Source organism: Streptomyces marispadix (assembly GCF_022524345.1).
GTDB classification, from domain to species: domain Bacteria; phylum Actinomycetota; class Actinomycetes; order Streptomycetales; family Streptomycetaceae; genus Streptomyces; species Streptomyces marispadix.
The window spans coordinates 5020931-5041928 of sequence record NZ_JAKWJU010000002.1; the positions used below are offsets into that span (position 1 = coordinate 5020931).

16 protein-coding genes are annotated in these 20998 nt (G+C 71.1%); 13 read left to right on the forward strand and 3 right to left on the reverse strand.

What is annotated here, in order from left to right:
- The first annotated feature begins 5 nt into the window (after positions 1–5).
- From ilvN to MMA15_RS21085, 6 genes are all read left to right on the forward strand, one after another.
- On the forward strand, positions 6–530 hold the full coding sequence (gene ilvN, locus MMA15_RS21060) for an acetolactate synthase small subunit (protein WP_169137310.1): 525 nt from the start codon (positions 6–8) through the stop codon (positions 528–530).
- Between the two features lie 173 nt (positions 531–703).
- A complete protein-coding gene (gene ilvC, locus MMA15_RS21065) occupies positions 704–1702 on the forward strand; it encodes a ketol-acid reductoisomerase (protein WP_241061689.1) in 999 nt (332 codons plus the stop codon).
- A gap of 173 nt (positions 1703–1875) precedes the next feature.
- Positions 1876–2499 (forward strand): histidine phosphatase family protein, encoded by a 624-nt coding sequence (locus MMA15_RS21070; RefSeq protein ID WP_241061690.1) that lies wholly within the window; start codon positions 1876–1878, stop codon positions 2497–2499.
- Between the two features lie 196 nt (positions 2500–2695).
- Positions 2696–5341, forward strand: a complete 2646-nt coding sequence (locus MMA15_RS21075) for a beta-glucosidase family protein (RefSeq protein WP_241061691.1) — start codon at positions 2696–2698, stop codon at positions 5339–5341.
- 262 nt (positions 5342–5603) lie between these two features.
- Positions 5604–7193, forward strand: coding sequence for a phosphoglycerate dehydrogenase (gene serA, locus MMA15_RS21080; RefSeq protein WP_241061692.1), 1590 nt, complete (start codon positions 5604–5606; stop codon positions 7191–7193).
- A 244-nt stretch (positions 7194–7437) separates the two neighbouring features.
- The gene (locus MMA15_RS21085) at positions 7438–7944 is read left to right on the forward strand and encodes a DinB family protein (protein ID WP_241061693.1); all 507 of its coding nucleotides are present in this window, start codon (positions 7438–7440) and stop codon (positions 7942–7944) included.
- Between the two features lie 44 nt (positions 7945–7988).
- Here the strand turns inward: MMA15_RS21085 and MMA15_RS21090 are convergent, their stop codons facing one another.
- The 3 genes from MMA15_RS21090 to MMA15_RS21100 all read right to left on the reverse strand — a co-directional run bounded on the left by MMA15_RS21090 (position 7989) and on the right by MMA15_RS21100 (position 12111).
- The gene (locus MMA15_RS21090; RefSeq protein ID WP_241061694.1) at positions 7989–8849 is read right to left on the reverse strand and encodes a GNAT family N-acetyltransferase; all 861 of its coding nucleotides are present in this window, start codon (positions 8847–8849) and stop codon (positions 7989–7991) included.
- A gap of 189 nt (positions 8850–9038) precedes the next feature.
- A complete protein-coding gene (locus MMA15_RS21095) occupies positions 9039–10571 on the reverse strand; it encodes a choice-of-anchor P family protein (protein WP_241061695.1) in 1533 nt (510 codons plus the stop codon).
- A 301-nt stretch (positions 10572–10872) separates the two neighbouring features.
- Positions 10873–12111 (reverse strand): PucR family transcriptional regulator, encoded by a 1239-nt coding sequence (locus tag MMA15_RS21100; RefSeq protein WP_241061696.1) that lies wholly within the window; start codon positions 12109–12111, stop codon positions 10873–10875.
- Between the two features lie 358 nt (positions 12112–12469).
- Between MMA15_RS21100 and MMA15_RS21105 the strand changes: the two genes are divergently transcribed.
- The 7 genes from MMA15_RS21105 (at position 12470) to cimA (ending at position 20976) form a co-directional block, all read left to right on the forward strand.
- Entirely contained in the window at positions 12470–13399 is a 930-nt protein-coding gene (locus MMA15_RS21105; RefSeq protein ID WP_241061697.1) for a proline dehydrogenase family protein, read from the forward strand.
- Between the two features lie 41 nt (positions 13400–13440).
- On the forward strand, positions 13441–15072 hold the full coding sequence (gene pruA, locus MMA15_RS21110) for an L-glutamate gamma-semialdehyde dehydrogenase (protein WP_241061698.1): 1632 nt from the start codon (positions 13441–13443) through the stop codon (positions 15070–15072).
- A gap of 203 nt (positions 15073–15275) precedes the next feature.
- Complete coding sequence (locus MMA15_RS21115) at positions 15276–15977, forward strand: HAD family hydrolase (RefSeq protein WP_241061699.1); 702 nt, start codon at positions 15276–15278, stop codon at positions 15975–15977.
- 341 nt (positions 15978–16318) lie between these two features.
- Entirely contained in the window at positions 16319–16450 is a 132-nt protein-coding gene (locus tag MMA15_RS28015) for a hypothetical protein (RefSeq protein ID WP_277400442.1), read from the forward strand.
- 144 nt (positions 16451–16594) lie between these two features.
- Positions 16595–17632, forward strand: a complete 1038-nt coding sequence (locus MMA15_RS21120) for a 3-isopropylmalate dehydrogenase (RefSeq protein WP_241061700.1) — start codon at positions 16595–16597, stop codon at positions 17630–17632.
- 228 nt (positions 17633–17860) lie between these two features.
- A complete protein-coding gene (locus MMA15_RS21125) occupies positions 17861–18964 on the forward strand; it encodes a branched-chain amino acid aminotransferase (protein ID WP_241061701.1) in 1104 nt (367 codons plus the stop codon).
- A 401-nt stretch (positions 18965–19365) separates the two neighbouring features.
- Positions 19366–20976, forward strand: a complete 1611-nt coding sequence (gene cimA / locus MMA15_RS21130) for a citramalate synthase (RefSeq protein WP_241061702.1) — start codon at positions 19366–19368, stop codon at positions 20974–20976.
- Positions 20977–20998 lie beyond the last annotated feature (22 nt).

The window sequence follows — 20998 nt, forward strand, 5'->3', positions numbered from 1 at the left end:
GACAGATGTCCAAGCACACGCTCTCCGTCCTGGTGGAGAACACCCCCGGAATCCTCGCCCGGATCGCCGCCCTGTTCTCCCGCCGCGGCTTCAACATCGACTCGCTCGCCGTCGGCGTGACCGAGCATCCCGAGATCTCCCGCATCACGATCGTCGTGAACGTGGAGGATCTGCCGCTGGAGCAGGTCACCAAGCAGCTCAACAAACTCGTCAACGTTCTCAAGATCGTTGAGCTGGACCCGGCCTCGGCCGTCCAGCGTGAACTCGTTCTGGTGAAGGTCCGAGCCGACAACGAGGCCCGCTCCCAGATCGTCGAGATCGTCTCGCTCTTCCGCGCCAAGACCGTGGATGTCTCGCCGGAGGCCGTCACCATCGAAGCCACCGGCAGCAGTGACAAGCTCGACGCCATGCTCAAGATGCTGGAGCCGTACGGCATCAAGGAGCTGGTGCAGTCAGGGACCATCGCCGTCGGGCGCGGCGCCCGCTCCATCACCGACCGGAGCCTTCGCGCCCTGGACCGCTCCGCGTAGCGCGGCGCGCGCCCCGGCACCGCCGGCGCCCCCTGGACGCATGTGCCGTACGGGCGTCGTAGGTTGGGCGGCGCGCGTTCTTTGCTGCGACCCCCGACATCCCTGACACCCCCGACAACCGCTACAGAACGACCCCGGGGGAGCCCCCGGACCCGAAAGAGGAGATTTCCCAAGTGGCCGAGCTGTTCTACGACGACGACGCCGACCTGTCCATCATCCAGGGCCGCAAGGTGGCGGTTCTCGGCTTCGGCAGCCAGGGCCACGCCCACGCGCTGTCCCTGCGCGACTCCGGCGTCGATGTGCGGGTGGGCCTGCACGAGGGCTCCAAGTCCCGTGCGAAGGCCGAGGAGCAGGGCCTGAGGGTCACCACTCCCGCGGAGGCGTCCGCCGAGGCCGACGTCATCATGATCCTCGTCCCGGACCCGATCCAGGCCAGGGTCTACCAGGAGTCCGTCGCCCCGAACCTCAAGGACGGCGACGCCATCTTCTTCGGCCACGGCCTCAACATTCGCTACGAGTTCATCAAGCCCCCGGGAAACATCGACGTGTGCATGGTGGCGCCGAAGGGCCCGGGGCACCTGGTGCGGCGCCAGTTCGAGGAGGGCCGCGGCGTCCCGTGCATCGTCGCCGTTGAACAGGACGCGACGGGGCGGGCGTTCGAGCTGGCGCTGTCCTACTCCAAGGGCATCGGCGGCACCCGCGCCGGCGTCATCAAGACCACGTTCACCGAGGAGACCGAGACCGACCTCTTCGGTGAGCAGGCCGTGCTCTGCGGCGGTACGTCGGCACTGGTCAAGGCCGGTTTCGAGACGCTGGTCGAGGCCGGCTACCAGCCGGAGATCGCGTACTTCGAGTGCCTGCACGAGCTGAAGCTGATCGTGGACCTGATGTACGAGGGCGGCCTGGAGAAGATGCGCTGGTCGGTCTCCGAGACCGCCGAGTGGGGCGACTACGTCAGCGGCCCGCGCATCATCAACGACGGTGTCAAGGCCGAGATGCGCAAGCTCCTCGACGACATCCAGGACGGCACCTTCGCCAACAACTGGATGAAGGAGTACAACGCGGGCCTGCCCAAGTACAACGAGTACAAGAAGGCCGCGAACGACCACCTTCTGGAGACCACCGGCCGCAAGCTGCGGAAGCTGATGAGCTGGGTCGACGAGGAGGCGTGAGCGCTCCTCGCGCATAGCGCAGCCGGCGTACGCCGCCGCCCCGTCTCCCCGCCGCGAAACCGCCGCGAGGAGACGGGGCGGCCGTCGTTCCGCCCCGCCCGCGCCGTGTGAGCGGCGCCGCGCCGACCTCCACGGGCCGAACCGCGAGTGCGCCGGGGGACGTCACGGAGGACATGGCAGTAACAGCGGTTCGCTACCTCTACCTCACGCGCCACGGCGAGGCCTCGCCGGACGACGGACGGCTGACGGAAACCGGTCGTCGCCAGGCCCTGCTGCTGGGCGAGCGGCTACGCCGCAGCCCGCTCTCCTCGGTCTTCCACGGCCCGCTTCCGCGAGCGGCGGAGACCGCCGGACTGATCCGCGGCCGGATCGGCGACGTTCCCCTCCAGGTCTCGGAGCACGCCGGAGATCACATCCCTTACGTACCGGGCAGAGACGAACTTCCCGCGGAATCGGCCGACTTCATGCTCGGCCGCCTCGCGGAGATCCCGGCCCGGCAGCTTCGGGAGGGACCCGAGCAGGCCCGGCGTGCGCTCGCGGCCTTCACCGGACCGGCCGAGGGTGACGAGCCGCGCCACGAACTCGTCGTCACTCACGCCTTCCTCATCGGCTGGCTGGTGCGCGACGCCCTCGACGCACCCGAGTGGCGCTGGATGGGCCTCAATCACGCCAACGCGGCGCTGACCGTCGTCCGTTACACGCCGGGACGCCCGGCCTCGCTGCTCCTCTTCAACGACACGGGGCATCTGCCCCCTGCGCTCCGCCGTACGGGCCGGCCCCGTGAGATCGACGTATGAGCCGCGGGCGGCGCCGCGACAGCGGCCCGGTGCGTGAACCTCCCCGCCCGCGAACGCGGTTCGGACCGTCGCGGCTGGGGATGATGGCTGCGGTGAGACGGCAGGCGCATGGCGACGCCGATCGGTGGGGCAGCCGTGACCGGTTCGGCCTCTCCGACGATGCCTACGACGTATCGACCGACCCCGGGAGCAGTTCATGAACGTCGCGGGACGCCACGTTCCCATCGGGAGCACCGATCACCGACTGGACGCGCTGCTGGGGCGGTTGACGCTCGAAGAGCGGGTGCGGGTACTCACCGGCGAGACCCTGTGGACGCTGTACCCGCTGCCGTCCGCCGGGCTGCGGACCCTCACGCTCTCCGACGGGCCGATCGGCGTACGCGGCAGAGGCCGGGCACCGACGACTTCCGCGCAGATGCCCGCGCCGTCCGCGCTCGCCGCCACGTGGGACGAGGAACTGGCCCGCGAGTCGGGCCGGTTGATGGCCGCCGAGGCCCACGCGAAGAACGCCGACGTGGTGCTCGCGCCCGTGGTCAACCTCCAGCGGACTCCGCTCGCCGGGCGCCACTTCGAGTGCTTCTCCGAGGATCCGCTGCTCAGCGGCCGTATGGCCGTCCAGTACGTGGCGGCGCTCCAGGGGCAGGGTGTCGGCGCGTGCGTGAAGCACTTCGTCGCCAACGACTCCGAGACCGAACGTACCTCCTACGTCTCGCGGTTGACGCCCCGCGCGCTGCGCGAGGTCTATCTCGCCCCCTTCGAACGGGTCGTGAAGGAGGCCGGGGTGTGGATGGTCATGGCCGCCTACAACGGACTCGTCGTGGCGGCTCCCGGGGAGCGGGGTGAGCCGGGAGAAGCACCCCCGGTCGAAGTACCCCCGGCGGAAGCACCCGGTGCCGCGCCCGCGACCGAGCACCGCTGGCTGCTGCGTGAACTCCTCAAGGATGAATGGGAGTTCGACGGTGTCGTGGTCAGCGACTGGCTCGCCACGAAGAGCACCGCCGCCTCCGCACGGAACGGACTCGACCTCGTGATGCCGGGCCCCGGCGGCCCCTGGTCCGAGGGAGACGCCCTGCTCGAAGCCGTACGCACGGGCGAGGTGCCGCAGGAGGACGTGGACGACAAGGTGCGCCGCATACTGCGCCTTGCCGAACGCGTGGGAGCCCTGAGCGACCCCGACGGCCCCTTCGCGGTCTCAGCGCCCGCGGCGGGCGCCGGCGCGGAGCATCCGCCCGGCGGCGGGCCAGGCGAAGAGCAACCGTCAGGCCACGGTCCCGCCACCCGGGACCTGCTGCGCCGCACGGCCGCACGAGCCACCGTCGTACTGCGCAACGAGGGCGGTCTGCTCCCGCTGCCGCCCGCCACCTCCCGCATCGCGCTGATCGGCGCCAACGCCCTCGACCCCTTCGTACAGGGCGGCGGCAGCGCACATGTGACACCGCCCCATCTGAGCCGCCCGCTGGACGCGTTGCGCGAGGCGTTCCCCTCGGCCGAGGTCACCGCACACCGCGGCGGCCGCACGCTGCGGCACGCTCCCCTCGTAGCGGCGGACGCCCTGGCCGGCGGCTGCGTCGAACTGACCGTCCACGACGAGGCCGGGCGGCAGCTCGCGGCGCTGACCCGCACCGCCCCCTGGGACGGCACGCTGCGTCCCCCTCGTGAGCTGCCCGAGGGCGCCGCATACGTACGGGCCGAGGCGCGCCTGCGGCTGGAAGCGCCCGGCGAGCATCTGCTGGAGGTCGCCCCCGTCGGCGCCCACCGCGTCGAGATCGACGGCGACCTGCTGAGCGAGAGCACCCACCGCGTGGCCGAGGAGGTCCTGCTCGACGCGTCGGCGGGCCACCCGGAGGGCCATGTCCGCCGCGTCGCCGTCGAGGAGCCCGGCCGGGAGGTGACGGTGTCGGCGACGGCGCAGGTCGTCGAGGTCGGCTCGTTCGGCCGCTTCGCACGCCTGGAGCTGCGCCATCTCCCGCCGGAACCCGGCACGGACGCGGAGATCGAGGAGGCCGTGGCGGCGGCCCGCCAGGCGGAGACGGCGGTCGTCGTCGTGGGCACCAACCCCGAGGCGGAGTCCGAGGGCTGGGACCGTACGGACCTGTCGCTTCCCGGCCGCCAGCACGAGCTGGTCCGCAGGGTCGCCGAGGCCAACCCCCGCACGGTCGTCGTGGTCAACGCGGGTGCGCCCGTGCTGCTGCCGTGGCTGGAGGACGTACCCGCGGTGCTGTGGTGGTGGCTGCCGGGCCAGGAGGCCGGGGGCGCCCTCGCCGATGTGCTGACAGGCGCCTGCGAACCGTCCGGCCGGCTGCCGTGGACGCTGCCCGCCGCCGCGGAGGACGTCCCCGTGCCGGACGGCGTGCCGTGCGACGGTGTCGTCGACTACGCCGAGGACCTCGACGTCGGCCACCGCGGCTGGGACCGCCTGGGACGCGAGCCCGCCCGCGAATTCGGCTTCGGCCTCGGCTACGCGGACTGGTCCTACGGCCGGCCTTCCGCCGGGGCCTGGCGCGAGGGCGAGCCGCTGGAGGTCGCGGTGCCCGTGACGAACACCGGCGGCCGTTCCTCCCGCGAGGTCGTCCAGGTCTATCTGGAACCGCCGCGGGGAGCCGGTGGCCCGCGTCGGCCGCTGCGCTCCCTCGCCGGGTTCACCGTCGTCGAGGCGGCGCCCGGCGAGACCGTGCGCGCCGCCGTCGCCGTGGAGCCGCGTGCCTTCCAGGTGTGGGACGAGGGCTCCGGCTCCTGGCACACCCCCGAGGGCGAGTACCGGCTGCTGACGGCACACTCCAGCCGCGACGTCCGGGGAGAGGTGAGCGTGCGTGCCGGCGCGGGCGCCCGCGCCCCCGGGTGACGCTCCGCGCCCGTGCGTACGTGATCGTTTACGGGGAGGGGCAGCCCGCACCGCTCGTACGTAGCTACACTGCACGCACAAGCCGAGCGCGCCACAGGCTCACAGCGTCGTGCGTCTGCCCTGCGCCGCCGCCCCGCGGGGATGACCCCCTCCACCGTCTACGGCCGCCGGGACGCGGCCGTAGCTCCCCGCCGCTGCCCGCAGCGAGGATGATCCTCCCCCTTGGCCTTCGGCCTGGGGGTGCCCCCAAACTGGAGACCACGTGAGCAAACCTGTAGTACTGATCGCCGAAGAGCTCTCGCCCGCCACCGTCGACGCACTGGGCCCGGACTTCGAGATCCGGCACTGCAACGGCGCCGACCGGGCCGAACTCCTCACCGCCATCGCCGACGTGGACGCGATCCTCGTCCGCTCCGCCACCAAGGTCGACGCCGAGGCGGTGGCAGCGGCAGGGAAACTCAAGGTCGTCGCCCGCGCGGGCGTCGGGCTCGACAACGTCGACGTCCCGGCCGCCACCAAGGCGGGCGTGATGGTGGTGAACGCTCCCACCTCCAACATCGTCACCGCCGCCGAACTCGCATGCGGCCTGCTGATCGCCAGTGCCCGCAACATTCCGCAGGCCAACACGGCGCTGAAGAACGGCGAGTGGAAGCGCAGCAAGTACACCGGCGTGGAGCTGAGTGAGAAGACCCTCGGCGTCGTCGGCCTCGGCCGCATCGGCGTGCTCGTGGCACAGCGGATGTCGGCGTTCGGGATGAAGGTCGTCGCCTACGACCCGTTCGTGCAGCCCGCCAGGGCGGCGCAGATGGGCGTGAAGCTGCTCTCGCTGGACGAACTGCTGGAGGTCTCCGACTTCATCACCGTCCATCTGCCCAAGACCCCGGAGACGCTCGGCCTGATCGGCGACGACGCGCTGCACAAGGTCAAGCCGAGCGTCCGCATCGTCAACGCCGCCCGCGGTGGAATCGTCGACGAGGACGCCCTGGCCTCGGCGCTCAAGGAGGGCCGGGTCGCGGGCGCGGGCCTCGACGTCTACTCCAGCGAGCCGTGCACGGACTCGCCGCTCTTCGAGTTCGACCAGGTGGTGTGCACGCCGCACCTGGGTGCCTCCACCGGTGAGGCGCAGGAGAAGGCGGGCATCGCGGTCGCCAAGTCGGTGCGTCTGGCGCTGGCGGGCGAGCTGGTGCCCGACGCCGTCAACGTGCAGGGCGGCGTCATCGCCGAGGACGTGCGTCCCGCGCTGCCGCTGGCCGAGGGCCTGGGCCGTATCTTCACCGCGCTCTCCGGCGAGGTCGCCGTCCGCCTCGATGTCGAGGTGTACGGCGAGATCACCCAGCACGATGTGAAGGTTCTCGAACTCTCCGCTCTCAAGGGCGTGTTCGAGGACGTCGTCGACGAGACCGTCAGCTACGTCAACGCGCCGCTCTTCGCGCAGGAGCGCGGCGTGGAGGTGCGGCTGACCACCTCCAGCGAGTCCAGCGAGCACCGCAACATGGTGACCGTGCGCGGCACCCTCAGCAGCGGCGAGGAGGTCTCCGTCTCCGGGACGCTCGCGGGGCCGAAGCACCAGCAGAAGATCGTCGCCGTCGGGGAGCACGACGTCGACCTGGCGCTCGCCGAGCACATGGCGTTCTTCCGCTACGCCGACCGTCCCGGCATCGTCGGCACGGTGGGCCGCATCCTGGGCGAGGCGGGCATCAACATCGCCGGCATGCAGGTCGCCCGTTCCACGGCGGGCGGCGAGGCGCTGGTGGCGCTGACCGTCGACGACAACATCCCGGCCCCGGTGCTCGCCGAGATCAAGGGCGAGATCGGGGCGACGTCCGCCCGCAGCGTCGACCTCTCCGACTGAGGCGGCGGTGCGGCGCAGTGCGGCGCGCTGTACTTTGCGGCGTGGGCGCGTAGCGGCGTAAAGACGTTGCGGCGCAAGGGCGTTGGAGCGTAGAGAAGGGTGCGCCCGGGTCGTGGGGACACGGCCCGGGCGCACTCGCGTCGGGACGGCCGGCGAATCACCGGCCGCCGGCGACCGCCGGATCACCGAGCGCCGCCGACCATGCCGCCGACCATCGACGACCACCGAAGGGACCGGGACCACCGTGACCGAGGAACGGACCTCTCCGCCGCTGACCGGCGGGGAGCGCGAGACGCTGCGGGCCTTCCTCGACTTCCACCGGGAGACACTCGCCATGAAGTGCGAGGGCCTGAGCGACGAGCAGTTGCGCCTCGCCGCGTCGCCGCCGTCGACGCTCTGTCTGCTCGGCCTCGTACGGCACATGGCGGAGGTCGAACGGGCCTGGTTCCGGCGCACGATCGACGGCGAGGACGTACCGCTCGTCTGGTCCGGCGAGGGCGACTTCCAGGCGGCCTACGACGCGAGCCGGTCCACTCGCGCCGAGGCGTTCGCCGCCTGGGAGGCGGAGGTCGCCCATGCGCGGCGCATCGAGGCGGAGGCCGGGTCGCTCGACGTCACCGGCCTCAACGCCCGCTCCGGCGAGGAGGTTTCGCTGCGCCTGGTGATGCTGCACCTCATCCACGAGTACGCCCGGCACAACGGCCACGCCGACCTGCTGCGCGAGGCGATCGACGGCACCACCGGAGCCTGAGTGGGGCGTCTCGGGCGGGACTTGGGCCTGAGAGGCCGGGGCCGTCATGGAGACGCCGGGCGTCCCGGCGGCGTCCACACGTACTGGGTCACGGTCGTGACCGTGCGGAAGCCAAGCCGCCGCAGAACGGGAAGGCTCTCGTCCGAGGCGTCGACCTGAAGATGCGGCACGCCTCGCTCGGCGGCGATACGGGCACGCTCGGCGACCAGCGCCCGGTAAAGGCCACGGCCGCGCCACGCGGGCAGCGTCGTACCGCCGCGCAGCCCGGCGTAGTTCAGCTCCGGCCACATGAACATCCAGGCGGCGCAGACGACTTGGGGCTCACGGCCGCCCTGGTGATGCTCGGCGACGAGGACGACGGCGTCGTCCGGCGCCGCCTCGACCCGTGCGATCAGGAAGTCAGCGAGCCAGCCCAGGTCCATGTCCCAGACGGCGGCCTCCATGGCCGCGATGCGGCGCATGTCCCCGGCGCCGCTGACGCGGCGCACCACGACTCCCTCGGGCGGCGCACTGACCGAAGGCACCGGCCGCGCCGCCAACTCCTCGCTCCCGCCCACGAGTACGGCCATGCTGCGAGCGGCGGCGAAGCCCGCCGCCCGCAGCCGCCCGGCCAGTTCCGGCGGCCGGTCGTGGGCGTGGGTCCGCCACTCCACGGTCTCTCCCCGCGCCGCGAACCGGTCCCGCTGCCTTGCGATCAGCCGGTCGAGTTCACCGCCGCGCAGCCCGGGGTCGCGCGGCCCGAACACAAACCCACGGAAGCCGCCGACCGCACGGATGAGCGGGCCGTCTTGCTCATATGTCACCCCCGGCGAAGGGGCGGGGGGCGCTCCGCGCATCGACTCGTCGTAGAGGGCGAGCAGTTCGCGGTCTGCGCCGAGGCTGCCGCCGCCGTGGCCGTCCGTCATCCTCACGACGCTACGCAGTCCGCGCGGCGCGGGCAGCCCGTCTCGCGGACCCCCTACGAACCCCCTACGACGAACCCCCTACGACGAACCTCGTACGCGGGGTCTTTTGCGCCGGATCTCCTGCGCCGGACCCGTACGCCCGGCCGGAGAGAGCCCCGGCCGGGCGCACCTCTCTCAACCGCCCTCAGGTCAGGTGCAGTTGTGAGCCGTGCTGCTGCTGGAGCCGATCACGACGTCGATGCCGCCCGGCGCCGTCAGATGCGCCGCGTTGACGGTCAGCCCGCCGTCGTCGGTCGTGATCCGCTCGTTGACGACGAGCTTGGCGCCCACGACCCCGAGATCGACCTCGAGGTTGGGTGTGTCACCGGTATCGACGCTCTCACCGAGCACGGTCAGCTCCAGATCGACGCTGCCGGACGAGGCCTCGCAGGTGCTGGTGGAGGTCGACCGAACGCCGGAGAGCCCCACGACCGGCAGGCCCGGCAGCTCGATCCCGGCCTTCGCCAGGGTCGCGGTCGCCGTGACCTTGCCGGGCCCCGTCTTCGTCGTCACCTCGGCGCACAGGGCGTCGGCGGACAGCACCAGGGCCCGTATGTTCTGCGCGCAAGGCGGCGACTTCGACTCCTCTCCGGCCGTACGGACCTCTCCCGTGTCCGGGGTCGGTTCGACCGAGACCGGCAGCCCCAGCGGGGCGTTTGCCGACAGCCCGAAGGCGCGGCCGGAGACGTACTCCAGCTTCAGCTTCGCCGACTTCTTCGACGCCTCGTACTCGTCGTCACCCGCGAACCTCGCGGTCACCGGGACGGTGCCGTCCTCCGTCAACTTCTGCCGTACAGGGTCGATTTCGCAGCTCGCCCTGCCGTCCGAGCCGGTCTTGCCGTCGCACTTCTGCTTGCTGTCGCCGGTGCCCAGGGTGAAGCCGACGGTCCGTCCGTCGACGGGATCGCCGTCCTCGTCGGTGAGTTCGGCCGCGAGCTTCGCAGGGGAGCCGTTCGAGGCCGACTTCGCCCCGGTGTAGGCGAGTTCGGTCTTCTTCGGTTCCTGCGGCTCGTCGGGGTCGTCGCCGTCGCAGCCGTTGGTGCTGGTCAGGAACTCCTTCCCCTCCTCGTACGGATACGGGTAGAGCTTCTTGCCCTCCAGCTCGATCTTCTGGAGCCTGCCGTCGAGCTTCACCTGGTAGTGGAGGTGCGGGGACAGATCGCTCCCGTTGCCGGTGGTGTCGCCGACCTTCCCTATCTGCTGGCCCTGCTTCACCTTCTCGCCGTCCTTCACCGTCTGCTTCTGAAGGTGGAAGACGCCGCTCACCCAGCCGCCGCCGTGATCGATCTCGACGTACTTGCCCCCGCCGTCGGAGTCCGTGGCGACGTGGGCCGTGCCGCCGGCCGAGGCGAGCGCGGGGAGCCCGAGGTCGCCGTCCGGTCCGCTGCCCGTGTTGAAGTCCAGCGCCAGATCGCCCTCCCCGTGGCCTTCATACGTGGCGTAGGTCCACTTCGTTCCGCATTCGAAGGGCGCCTTGAAGTCGGGTGCGTCCAGCGTGACTTGAGCACCTGACGACCCGTACGGCCCTGACGCACTTGACGATCCGTACGCACCTGACGACCCGGCCGGGCCGTACGTTCCGGCCGTCGCGGCGTCGGCCGTCGCGGCGGGGCCCGCGGCGAGCGCCGCCACCGTGATCAGGGCCGTCAGCGTGCCGCGCACGCCCCAGCCGGTGCTGCGCATTGCGGTCAACCTGGAAATGAGTCCTCCTCGGTCAGGCGCCGGCAGCCCCGAGGGCACCGGCACTGGTCGTGCGTCGGCGTGTGCCGACACGAACTGCCGTGCTGGAGAACGGGGGGCGTCACGGCGGTCCGACCGTAGGGAAGGGCCTCGTCGGACGGACAGGAGTTTCGACGGAGCCCGAAAGTCGGTCACCCGCAAGACGGGCAGCCGCCGAGCGAGCACCCGCGAGGCGAGCACTCGCTGGGCGAGCGCCGGAAAGGCGGGAAGCGCAGGGCCAGTTGAGGCCGGCGCCTCGCTCACCTCACAGCCGTGCCGCCTTCAGTGCCATGTGCAGCAGCAGCCGCGCGGAGCCCTCGTCGAGATCGAGTCCGGTGAGGGCCTCGATCCTGGAGAGCCGGTAGTAGAGCGTCTGCCGATGGATGCCCAACGCGGCTGCGGTACGCCCCGCTTGACCCGCGTGATCGAGGAACTCCTCGGCGGTACGGGCGAGTTCGGCGTGCACGGGCCGCAGCAGCGCCGCCGCGGCGGGGTCGGCGCACGCGCCCGGGGGCAGCGCGGTGAGCAGCCGGTACGGGCCTATCGCGGCCCAGTCGGCGACCGGGCCCAGCCGTTCAGGTTCCGCCGTCGCGGCCCGTGCCGCGGCCAGCGCCTCCCGCCAGGCCGCCACGGCGTCCGAGAGGCCCCGGCGTGGTGCGCTCACGCCCGCGGCGGCGGGGGAGCGGTGCATGCGGACGAGCTGTGCCGCAGCCGTACGGGAGGACTCGGCCGCCTCCGCCGAGCGCAGTCGCACCAGAGCGGCGACCGCCGGTGCCCCGTCCGGGCCCGGCGCCCGCCCGGCCCCCGGCACCGTGAGCACGCAGCGTGCCAGAACATTCGGCGGCACGGGCGCGGGCGCACCCCCGGCCCCGGGCCCGGCCGACTGCCCCAGGTCCCGCTCACCAGGGCCCCCGTTCTCGCCTCCCGGCCGTCGGGGGACCACCGCCACCACCGCCAGCGGACCGGCCGCCGCCGACCCCAGGCGTTCGCGCAGTTCGGCCGCAGCCTCCTCGCCCGCGCCCCGGTCGTCCGCGGCGAGCAGCGTCCGCAGCAGCTCGCCCGTACGGGCCTCGGCGTGCGCCTCCGCCGCCAGCAGCGCGCCGATGCGTGAGGCCACCGCCATCGCCGACGCCAGCCGTGGATCGCCCAGATCGAGCGCGCCGTCGTCCATCAGCCAGATGTATCCGTGTACGAAGCCCCCGTGCCGTACGGGAAGGCAGATGCGGCCGTGCTCGACGCCGGCCGACGGTTCCGGGTCGATACGTACGGGCCCGGTGGCCCGGGTGATGCCGAAGCTCTCGAACCACGTCCGTACCTCGGCGCTGGAGCGGCGTCCCAGGATCGAGCGCCTGCGGACCGGGTCCAGCGCGGGCTCGGCGCCTTCCCCGTCGCCTTCGTGCGCGCCGAAGGCGATCAGCGCGAAGTCGCGGCTCTCCAGCGTGGCCGGGGTGCCCAGCAGCGCGCAGACCTCGTCGACGAGTGCCTGGTAGTCGTCCTCGCGCATCGCTCTTCCCGCCGCTGCATCCGTTGCCGGTTCGCCGCCGTGTTCGCCGTGACCGCCGCTGTGACCGCTGCCGTGTCCACTGCGGGGGGCCGCCGTATCCCGTCGTAGCTGGTGCCGTTCCGGCCCTTACGCCGCTTCCGTCCCCCGCGGCCTCACCATTCTCGTACAGATGTCTGAGATCTGGGACACGGATGCGTGACAGCTGTCGATGGTCCCGTGACGGCGCGATCCTTAGATTCAGGGTGGCTTCCGACGCCGCGGCGCCTGCTCCTCACGCCCGTTCGTCTCCCGTCGAACGGGCCGGACGGCCAGCCGCACGACGCCAGGAGCGCGAAGCAGAACGCCAGTGGAGGTGCCCGTGTTCGGACCAGTGCTCCTCGCCGCCGCACGCAGTGACGGCATCCGCCGTCTCGTCTCGACCGCCCGCGTGACCCGGCCCGTCGTCGACCGTTTCGTGGCGGGCGAGGGGCTGGAGACGTGCCTGGAGACCGTACGGTCGCTGACCGCCCGCGGCCTCGACGTCACCCTCGATCACCTCGGCGAGGACACCACCGACCGCCTGGAGGCGAAGCGCAACCGCGACGCCTATCTCGCGCTCGCGCACGCGCTCGCCGCCGAGGGCCTGGGCGCACGGGCCGAGATGTCGGTGAAGCTGACGGCCTTCGGACAGGCGCTGCCCGGCGGCGGCCACGACATCGCGATCGCCAACGTACGGCCGGTTGTCGAGGCGGCGGCCGAGGCGGGAACGACCGTCACGCTGGACATGGAGGACCACACCACCGTGGACTCCACCCTCGCCGTGCTCGACGAGCTTCGCGCGGGCTTCCCGCAGACCGGCGCGGTGCTCCAGTCCTATCTCTTCCGCACGGAGGACGACTGCAAGGCCCTCGCCGGGCAGGGCTCGCGCGTACGGTTGGTGAAGGGGGCATACAACGAACCGGCCTCGGTCGCCTACCAGCGCAAGGCCGATGTGGACCGTGCGTATGTGCGCTGTCTGAAGATCCTGCTCTCCGGCAGCGGCTATCCCATGGTCGGCACGCACGACCCGCGCATGGTCGCCGTCGCACAGGAGCTGGCACGCCGACTGGGCCGCAAACACGACGAGTTCGAGTTCCAGATGCTCTACGGCATCCGCGAGAGCGAGCAGCTACGGCTCGCGTCCGAGGGCCACAGGATGCGCGTATACGTTCCCTACGGCACCGACTGGTACGGATACTTCATGCGGCGCCTCGCGGAACGTCCGGCCAACCTCGGATTCTTCCTCCGCTCGCTCGCCACCCGCGGCTGAACGCTTTGACAGTGCCCTCATACGAAGGAGAGACGCCAGCCATGGACGCTGTGACCCAGGTCCCCGCCCCGTACAACGAGCCGGTGCACACCTATGCGCCCGGCAGCCCCGAGCGCGCCCGGCTGGAGCGCAAGCTGAAGGAACTCGCCGAGAACCCCGTCGACCTGCCCATGACGATCAACGGCGAGAAGCGGATGGGCGGCGGCGCACGCGTCGACGTCGTACAGCCGCACAACCACGCCAAGGTCATCGGCACCTATGCGAACGCCACCAGGCAGGACGGCCAGGACGCCATCGACGCGGCACTCGCGGCGGCGCCCGCCTGGCGTGCGATGTCCTTCGACGACCGCGCCGCGATCATCCTCAAGGCCGCCGAGCTGCTCTCGGGCCCCTGGCGGGAGACGATCGCCGCGTCCACGATGCTGGGCCAGTCGAAGACAATCCAGCAGGCGGAGATCGACGCCCCCTGCGAACTGATCGACTTCTGGCGCTTCAACGTCCACTTCGCACGCGAACTCCTCGCCGAGCAGCCGCCGATCCAGCCCAAGGGAGTGTGGAACCGGCTCGACCACCGCCCGCTCGAGGGCTTCGTCTACGCGATCACACCCTTCAACTTCACGGCCATCGCGGGGAATCTGCCGACCGCGCCCGCCCTGATGGGCAACGTGGTGGTCTGGAAGCCCTCCCCGACGCAGACGCACTCCGCAGTGCTGCTGATGGAGATGCTGGAGGAGGCCGGTCTGCCGAAGGGCGTCATCAACCTCGTCACGGGAGACGGCAAGGAGGTCTCCGAGGTCGCGCTGCCCCATCCGGACTTGGCGGGCGTGCACTTCACCGGGTCGACGAGGACCTTCAAGTACCTGTGGCGGACGATCGGCGAGAACATCGACCGCTACAAGTCGTATCCGCGCATCGTCGGCGAGACCGGCGGCAAGGACTTCATCGTCGCCCACCCGACCGCCGACTCGGCCGTGCTGAAGACGGCGATGGTGCGCGGCGCCTTCGAGTACCAGGGCCAGAAGTGCTCGGCCGCCTCACGTGCTTACATTCCCCGTTCGCTGTGGGACGGCGGGCTGAAGGACGAACTCCTCGCGGAGACCGAGGGGTTGGCGATGGGCGACGTCAGCGACCTGTCCAACTTCATCGGGGCCGTCATCGACGACCGCGCCTTCGCGAAGAACAAGGCCGCCATCGACCGCGCCAAGCAGGACCCCACGTGCGAGATCCTCGTAGGCGGCGAATACGACGACTCCGTGGGCTGGTTCGTGCAGCCGACGGTCATCGCCTGCACCGACCCGGAGAACGAGGTCTTCTCCGAGGAGTACTTCGGCCCGATCCTCGCCGTGCACGTCTACGAGGACGGCGACTGGGCGTCGATGCTGGAGCAGATGGAGTCCGTCGCGGCATACGCGCTGACGGGCGCGGTGCTCGCCAAGGACCGGGCGGCGCTCGCCGAGGCGAGCGACAAACTCCGGTTCGCCGCGGGCAACTTCTACCTCAACGACCGGCCCACCGGCTCCATCGTCGGACAGCAGCCCTTCGGCGGCGCCCGCGCCTCGGGCACCAACGACAAGGCGGGCTCGAAGTTCAACCTGCTGCGCTGGATGTCGCCCCGCGCCATCAAGGAGACCCAGGTCGCGCCGACCGACTACCGGTATCCGCACATGGGCTGACGCCGCATGTGAGCGCGTGCGCACGCGAGTACGGGAGTACGCGCCTGCGTGAGAAACGCACCGCGTGAGTACGCACCGCGTGAGTACGCACGTACTCACGCAGGCCCGCGGCCCGGCACCGACCCTCACGGTGCCGGGCCGCGGCATGCTCCCGGACCCAGTCCAGAGGAAGGACGCCCGACGGTCCTGCTAGCGTCGCCCGCATGGCGATCCGTGCCGTCCTCTGGGACGTCGACGACACCCTCTTCGACTACACCGGCTCCGACCGGGCGGCCGCCCTGAGGCACATCGAGGCCGAGCGACTGCTGGACCGCCACCCCTCGCCCGAGGCCGCACTCGCCCGCTGGCAGGAGGTCATGGAGGAGCAGTTCGACCGTTTCGTCTCCGGCGAGCTGAGCTTCCTCGACCACCGCAGGGAGAGGGCGCGCGGCTTTCTCGGCGCCGACCTGACCGATGAGGAGGCCGACGCCTGGTTCGGCCGCTACGTCGCCCTGTACGAGCAGGCATGGACGCTCTTCCCCGACGCCGTGCCCGCACTCGACGCGCTCACGCCCGGCTACCGGCACGGCGCGCTCTCCAACTCCTCGACTGCCAACCAGGAACGCAAACTGAGCCTCCTGGGCATCCGCGACCGCTTCGAAGTCGTGCTCTGCGCGGACGGAATCGGCCATGCCAAGCCCGCTCCGGAGGCGTTCCGCGCGGGCTGTGACGCGCTGGGCCTGCGGCCCGACGAGGTCGTCTACGTGGGAGACCGCCACGACATCGACGCACGCGCCGCCGACGAGGCAGGACTGCACGGCGTCTGGATCGACCGCGCGGGCACCGCGGCTCCCGCCGTCACCGCTGCCGTACGCAGGATCAGCGGCCTCACCGAGCTGCCCGCACTGCTCGCCGCCCTACTGTGACGCGGCTGGCGGGGGCGGCCGGCTCCGGTCCGTAGCCGCCCTCAGCCGTTCCGTAGACGGTCCGGCCGAGCTGCCGCCTTCTGTCCATGGCCTGAATCGAGTGGTGTTCGTCTCAGATAGTAGGAAGGCCAACTATTTGGCGAGACATCACGGCTCCCGGGTTCTACCTTTGTGGAAGCCGAACGTCTCGCTCATCCAGCGAAGGCGGAAGAGGCCCGGCGCCCGAGCGCAGGCGACCCCTGCGACCCTGACGCGCCGTCCGCCCCCGCCCATTCCGGCATCACTGGCAGCCCCCACCTTCCCTTCTCGAATGCCCTTGTGTGCAGAAGGAGTTGCTGATCATGGATGAGACCGCCCGCCGTCGCGTCCGGCACGCCGCCCGTACCAACCGCGACGCCGACCGCCGCAACGCCGCGGCCGCTCTTCAGCGCGCCCTCGACCGCCGTGACAACGGCGGCGCCACGGGCCACTGATCCACGACGGCCCGATCGCCCACGTCCGGTCCGCTCACGTCCTGGCCGTACTCGCGCATCCCGTACATGCCGGCTCCGCGCCACAGCGGGTCCGGCATGTGGACGGCCCATGTCGGGTCCTGGGACGGCAGGTAAGGTCGCCGCATGTCTCGCAGCATCAGCCTCGCAGTGATCCCCGGTGACGGAATCGGCCAGGAGGTCGTGGCCCAGGGTCTGAAGGTCCTGACCGCGGTCCTTCCCCAGGACGTGAAGCTGGAGACGAAGCAGTACGACCTGGGCGCGGCGCGCTGGCACGCCACCGGCGAGACCCTCACGGACGCGGAGCTGGAGCAGTTGCAGCAGCACGACGCGATCCTGCTCGGCGCCATCGGCGACCCGAGCGTGCCCTCCGGAGTGCTGGAGCGCGGCCTGCTGCTCAAACTCCGGTTCGCCTTCGACCACTTCGTCAATCTGCGGCCCTCGAAGCTCTTCCCGAACACCGGGACGCCGCTGGCGGGCCGCCCCGACATCGACTTCGTGGTCGTACGCGAGGGCACCGAGGGCCCCTACGTCGGCAACGGCGGCAGCATCCGCACCGGCACGCCCGCGGAGGTCGCCAACGAGGTCAGCGTGAACACCGCGTACGGCGTGGAGCGCGTGGTCCGCGACGCCTACGAGCGTGCACAGGCCCGCCCGCGCAAGAAGCTGACCCTCGTCCACAAGAACAACGTGCTGGTGCACGCGGGCCACCTCTGGAAGAACCTCTTCGACAAGATCGGCGAGGAGTATCCGGAGGTCGCCACCGACTATCTGCACGTGGACGCCGCGACGATCTTCCTCGTCACCGATCCCGCGCGCTTCGACGTGATCGTCACCGACAACCTCTTCGGGGACATCCTCACCGACCTGGCAGCCGCCGTCACCGGCGGCATCGGCCTCGCCGCGTCCGGGAACATCAACCCGACCGGTGAATTCCCGTCCATGTTCGAGCCGGTCCACGGCTCCGCCCCCGACATCGCGGGCACCGGCAAGGCCGACCCCACGGCCACGGTGCTCTCCGTCGCGCTGCTGCTGCGCCACCTCGGCTACGAGGCCGAGGCCGCCCGCGTCGAGGACGCCGTCACGGCCGACCTGGCCGAACGCCCCTCCGCCCGCACGACGGACGAGACCGGCGACGCACTCGCCGCGGCCGTATCCGGCTGACCCGGTCCAGGTTCCGGCCGGGCATCGGTGCCCGGCCGCTGGGCCAGTGAGGGGTCGGGGTGCCACCATCCATCCAGGGGCCGCCCACCCGGACTCCCCCGTCGGGCCCTCCCGCGTGATAATCGAACGCGGGGCTGACGCTTGAGGGAAAGCTCGGACGTCCTAGTAACGAGACGGGGGCGTACGGGAGCGCGGTCCGCCACGACACACAGTGAAGGACGCGCTCACATGACGACGCCTCGAATCGACTTCGACCTCAAGCCCTCCTCGCAGCCCCTGCCCGCCGCGGAGCGCGAGGCGGTGCTGGCGAACCCCGGCTTCGGCCGTCATTTCACGGACCACATGGTCACGATCAAGTGGACCGAGGGCCGCGGATGGCACGACGCCCGGCTCCAGCCGTACGCGCCGCTCCAGCTCGATCCAGCCAACATGACGCTGCACTACGCACAGTCGATCTTCGAAGGGCTGAAGGCATACCGGCAGGCGGACGGCTCCGTCGCCGCCTTCCGGCCCGACGCCAACGCACGGCGCTTCCAGCGCAGCGCCCGCCGGCTCGCCATGCCGGAACTGCCCGTGGAGACGTTCATAGAGGCGTGCGAACTGCTCGTGCGCCAGGACAAGGAGTGGGTCCCGGGGACGGGCGAGGAGTCGCTGTACCTGCGGCCCTTCATGTTCGCGACCGAGGTCGGCCTGGGCGTGCGGCCCGCCAACGAATACCTCTTCATGCTGATCGCCTCGCCCGCCGGCTCGTACTTCCCCGGCGGGGTCCGGCCCGTCTCCGTCTGGCTGTCCCAGGAGTACGTGCGTGCGGCGCCCGGCGGCACGGGCGAGGCCAAGTGCGCGGGCAACTACGCCGCTTCGCTCGTCGCACAGGCGGAGGCCGCCGAGCAGGGCTGCGACCAGGTCGTGTGGCTGGACGCGATCGAGCGCCGCTTCATCGAGGAGATGGGCGGCATGAACCTCTACTTCGTCCACGGCTCGGGGAAGGACGCGAGGATCGTCACACCCTCGCTCACCGGCACGCTGCTGCCGGGCATCACCCGGGACTCGCTGCTCACCCTCGCCGGCGACCTCGGCTACGCCACGGAGGAGACCAGGCTCACCGTCGACGACTGGCGGGACGGCAACGCCGACGGCACCATCACCGAGGTCTTCGCCTGCGGGACGGCCGCCGTGATCACGCCCGTCGGCGAGGCCAAGTGCGCCACCGGCGCATGGAAGGTCGGCGACGGGCAGCCCGGCGAGATCAGCATGCGGCTGCGTGAGGCGCTGCTGGCGGTGCAGACGGGCCGCGCGGAGGACCGGCACGGCTGGATGCGGCCCCTGGCCTGACGTGCCCCTTCGGCATGAACGCCCGCGGGCGGTCCACGACGGGAAGCCCCCGCCGCGGACCGCCCGCCGCGTCCGCTTTCCGGATGGTGAGACACGTTGCGGACGCGGGGGCGGTATGTGCAAGACTCCCCCCGTGTCCTCGTTCGCCATGATTATCGGCAGCAGGCGCGCCGGTCCTCAGTGACCGGCTGCCGCGGAAAGACCCGTGCGGCAGCCGTCACCGTGTCCCAGACCCGCGCGCCAGACCTCTCGCACCCGCGAGAGGTTTTTTTGGTTTCCGGCCCACCCGCAGCCGGGAGCAGCGGGGCGAAGAGGAAGCAGAACGAGCGAGGCGGAGCCCGGCAATACGGATCTCCCTTCATCGCCCAGGAGCACAGCATCCACCAGGAGCCACAGCAGCCATGAGCACGGACGCCCCGGCCGCCCCGGACGACAACTTCCACATCTTCGACACCACACTGCGCGACGGTGCCCAGCGCGAGGGCATCAACCTCACCGTCGCCGACAAGCTGACGATCGCCCGCCATCTCGACGAGTTCGGCGTCGGCTTCATCGAGGGCGGCTGGCCGGGCGCCAACCCGCGCGACACCGAGTTCTTCGAGCGGGCCGGAAGGGAGATCGACTTCCGGCACGCACAGCTCGTCGCCTTCGGCTCCACCCGTAAGGCAGGCGTGGCCGCCGCCGACGATCCGCAGGTCAAGGCGCTGGTGGACTCCGGTGCCCCGGTCGTGACGGTCGTGGCGAAGTCGCACGACCGGCACGTCGAGCTGGCCCTGCGCACCTCCCTGGAAGAGAACCTGGAGATGGTGCGCGACACCGTCACACACCTGCGTGAGCAGGGCCGCCGGGTCTTCGTCGACTGCGAGCACTTCTTCGACGGCTATCTCGCCGACGCCGCCTACGCGAAGCAGGTCGTACGCGCCGCTCACGAGGCCGGCGCCGACGTCGTCGTGCTCTGCGACACCAACGGCGGGATGCTGCCCGCGCAGATCCAGGCCGTGGTGCGCACCGTCCTCGCCGACACCGGGGCCCGCCTCGGCATCCACGCTCAGGACGACACGGGCTGCGCCGTCGCCAACACCCTCGCCGCCGTCGACGCGGGCGCCACCCACGTGCAGTGCACCGCCAACGGCTACGGCGAGCGCGTGGGCAACGCCAACCTCTTCCCGGTCACGGCCGCGCTCCAGATCAAGTACGGCAAGCAGGTGCTGCCCGAGGGCTCGCTGGAGGAGATGACGCGCATCTCCCACGCGATCGCCGAGGTCGTCAACCTCGTGCCCTCCACTCATGAGCCCTACGTCGGCACCTCGGCGTTCGCGCACAAGGCCGGACTCCACGCGTCCGCGATCAAGGTCGACCCGGATCTGTACCAGCACATCGAGCCCGAACTCGTCGGCAACACCATGCGGATGCTCGTCTCCGACATGGCCGGACGTGCCTCCGTCGAGCTGAAGGGCAGGGAGCTCGGCTACGACCTGGAGGGCGACCGCGACCTCGTCGGGCGGATCGTGGAGCGCGTGAAGGCCCAGGAGCTGAAGGGCTTCACCTACGAGGCGGCGGACGCCTCCTTCGAACTGCTGCTCCGCGACGAGGTCGACGGACGTCCCCGGCGCTTCTTCCGGCTGGAGTCCTGGCGCACGATCGTCGAGCAGCGCCCCGACGGCGACCAGGCAAACGAGGCCACGGTCAAGCTGTGGGCCAAGGGCGAGCGGATCATCGCCACCGGCGAGGGCAACGGACCGGTCAACGCCCTGGACAGGGCACTGCGCAGCGGGCTGGAACGGCTGCATCCGGAGCTGGCCAAGCTGTCCCTCGTCGACTACAAAGTCCGCATCCTGGAGGGCGGCCACGGCACGGACTCCACGACCAGGGTGCTGGTCTCCATGAGCGACGGGCGCGCGGAGTGGGCGACGGTCGGCGTGGCCGACAACATCATCTCCGCCTCGTGGCAGGCGCTGGACGACGCGTACACATACGGGCTGCTGCGGGCGGGCGTCGAACCGCACGAGTAAGGGCCCGGCTTGTACGGGAGGA

Bases quoted from the DNA above. Each gene is read 5' to 3' on its own strand.
- MMA15_RS28015 (WP_277400442.1), top strand. From the start codon at position 16,319: ATGGATGAGACCGCCCGCCGTCGCGTCCGGCACGCCGCCCGTACCAAC.
- MMA15_RS21070 (WP_241061690.1), top strand. From the start codon at position 1,876: ATGGCAGTAACAGCGGTTCGCTACCTCTACCTCACGCGCCACGGCGAG.
- ilvN (WP_169137310.1), top strand. From the start codon at position 6: ATGTCCAAGCACACGCTCTCCGTCCTGGTGGAGAACACCCCCGGAATC.
- cimA (WP_241061702.1), top strand. From the start codon at position 19,366: ATGAGCACGGACGCCCCGGCCGCCCCGGACGACAACTTCCACATCTTC.
- MMA15_RS21075 (WP_241061691.1), top strand. From the start codon at position 2,696: ATGAACGTCGCGGGACGCCACGTTCCCATCGGGAGCACCGATCACCGA.
- MMA15_RS21115 (WP_241061699.1), top strand. From the start codon at position 15,276: ATGGCGATCCGTGCCGTCCTCTGGGACGTCGACGACACCCTCTTCGAC.
- MMA15_RS21095 (WP_241061695.1), bottom strand. From the start codon at position 10,571: ATGCGCAGCACCGGCTGGGGCGTGCGCGGCACGCTGACGGCCCTGATC.
- MMA15_RS21090 (WP_241061694.1), bottom strand. From the start codon at position 8,849: ATGACGGACGGCCACGGCGGCGGCAGCCTCGGCGCAGACCGCGAACTG.
- pruA (WP_241061698.1), top strand. From the start codon at position 13,441: ATGGACGCTGTGACCCAGGTCCCCGCCCCGTACAACGAGCCGGTGCAC.
- MMA15_RS21100 (WP_241061696.1), bottom strand. From the start codon at position 12,111: ATGCGCGAGGACGACTACCAGGCACTCGTCGACGAGGTCTGCGCGCTG.
- MMA15_RS21125 (WP_241061701.1), top strand. From the start codon at position 17,861: ATGACGACGCCTCGAATCGACTTCGACCTCAAGCCCTCCTCGCAGCCC.
- MMA15_RS21120 (WP_241061700.1), top strand. From the start codon at position 16,595: ATGTCTCGCAGCATCAGCCTCGCAGTGATCCCCGGTGACGGAATCGGC.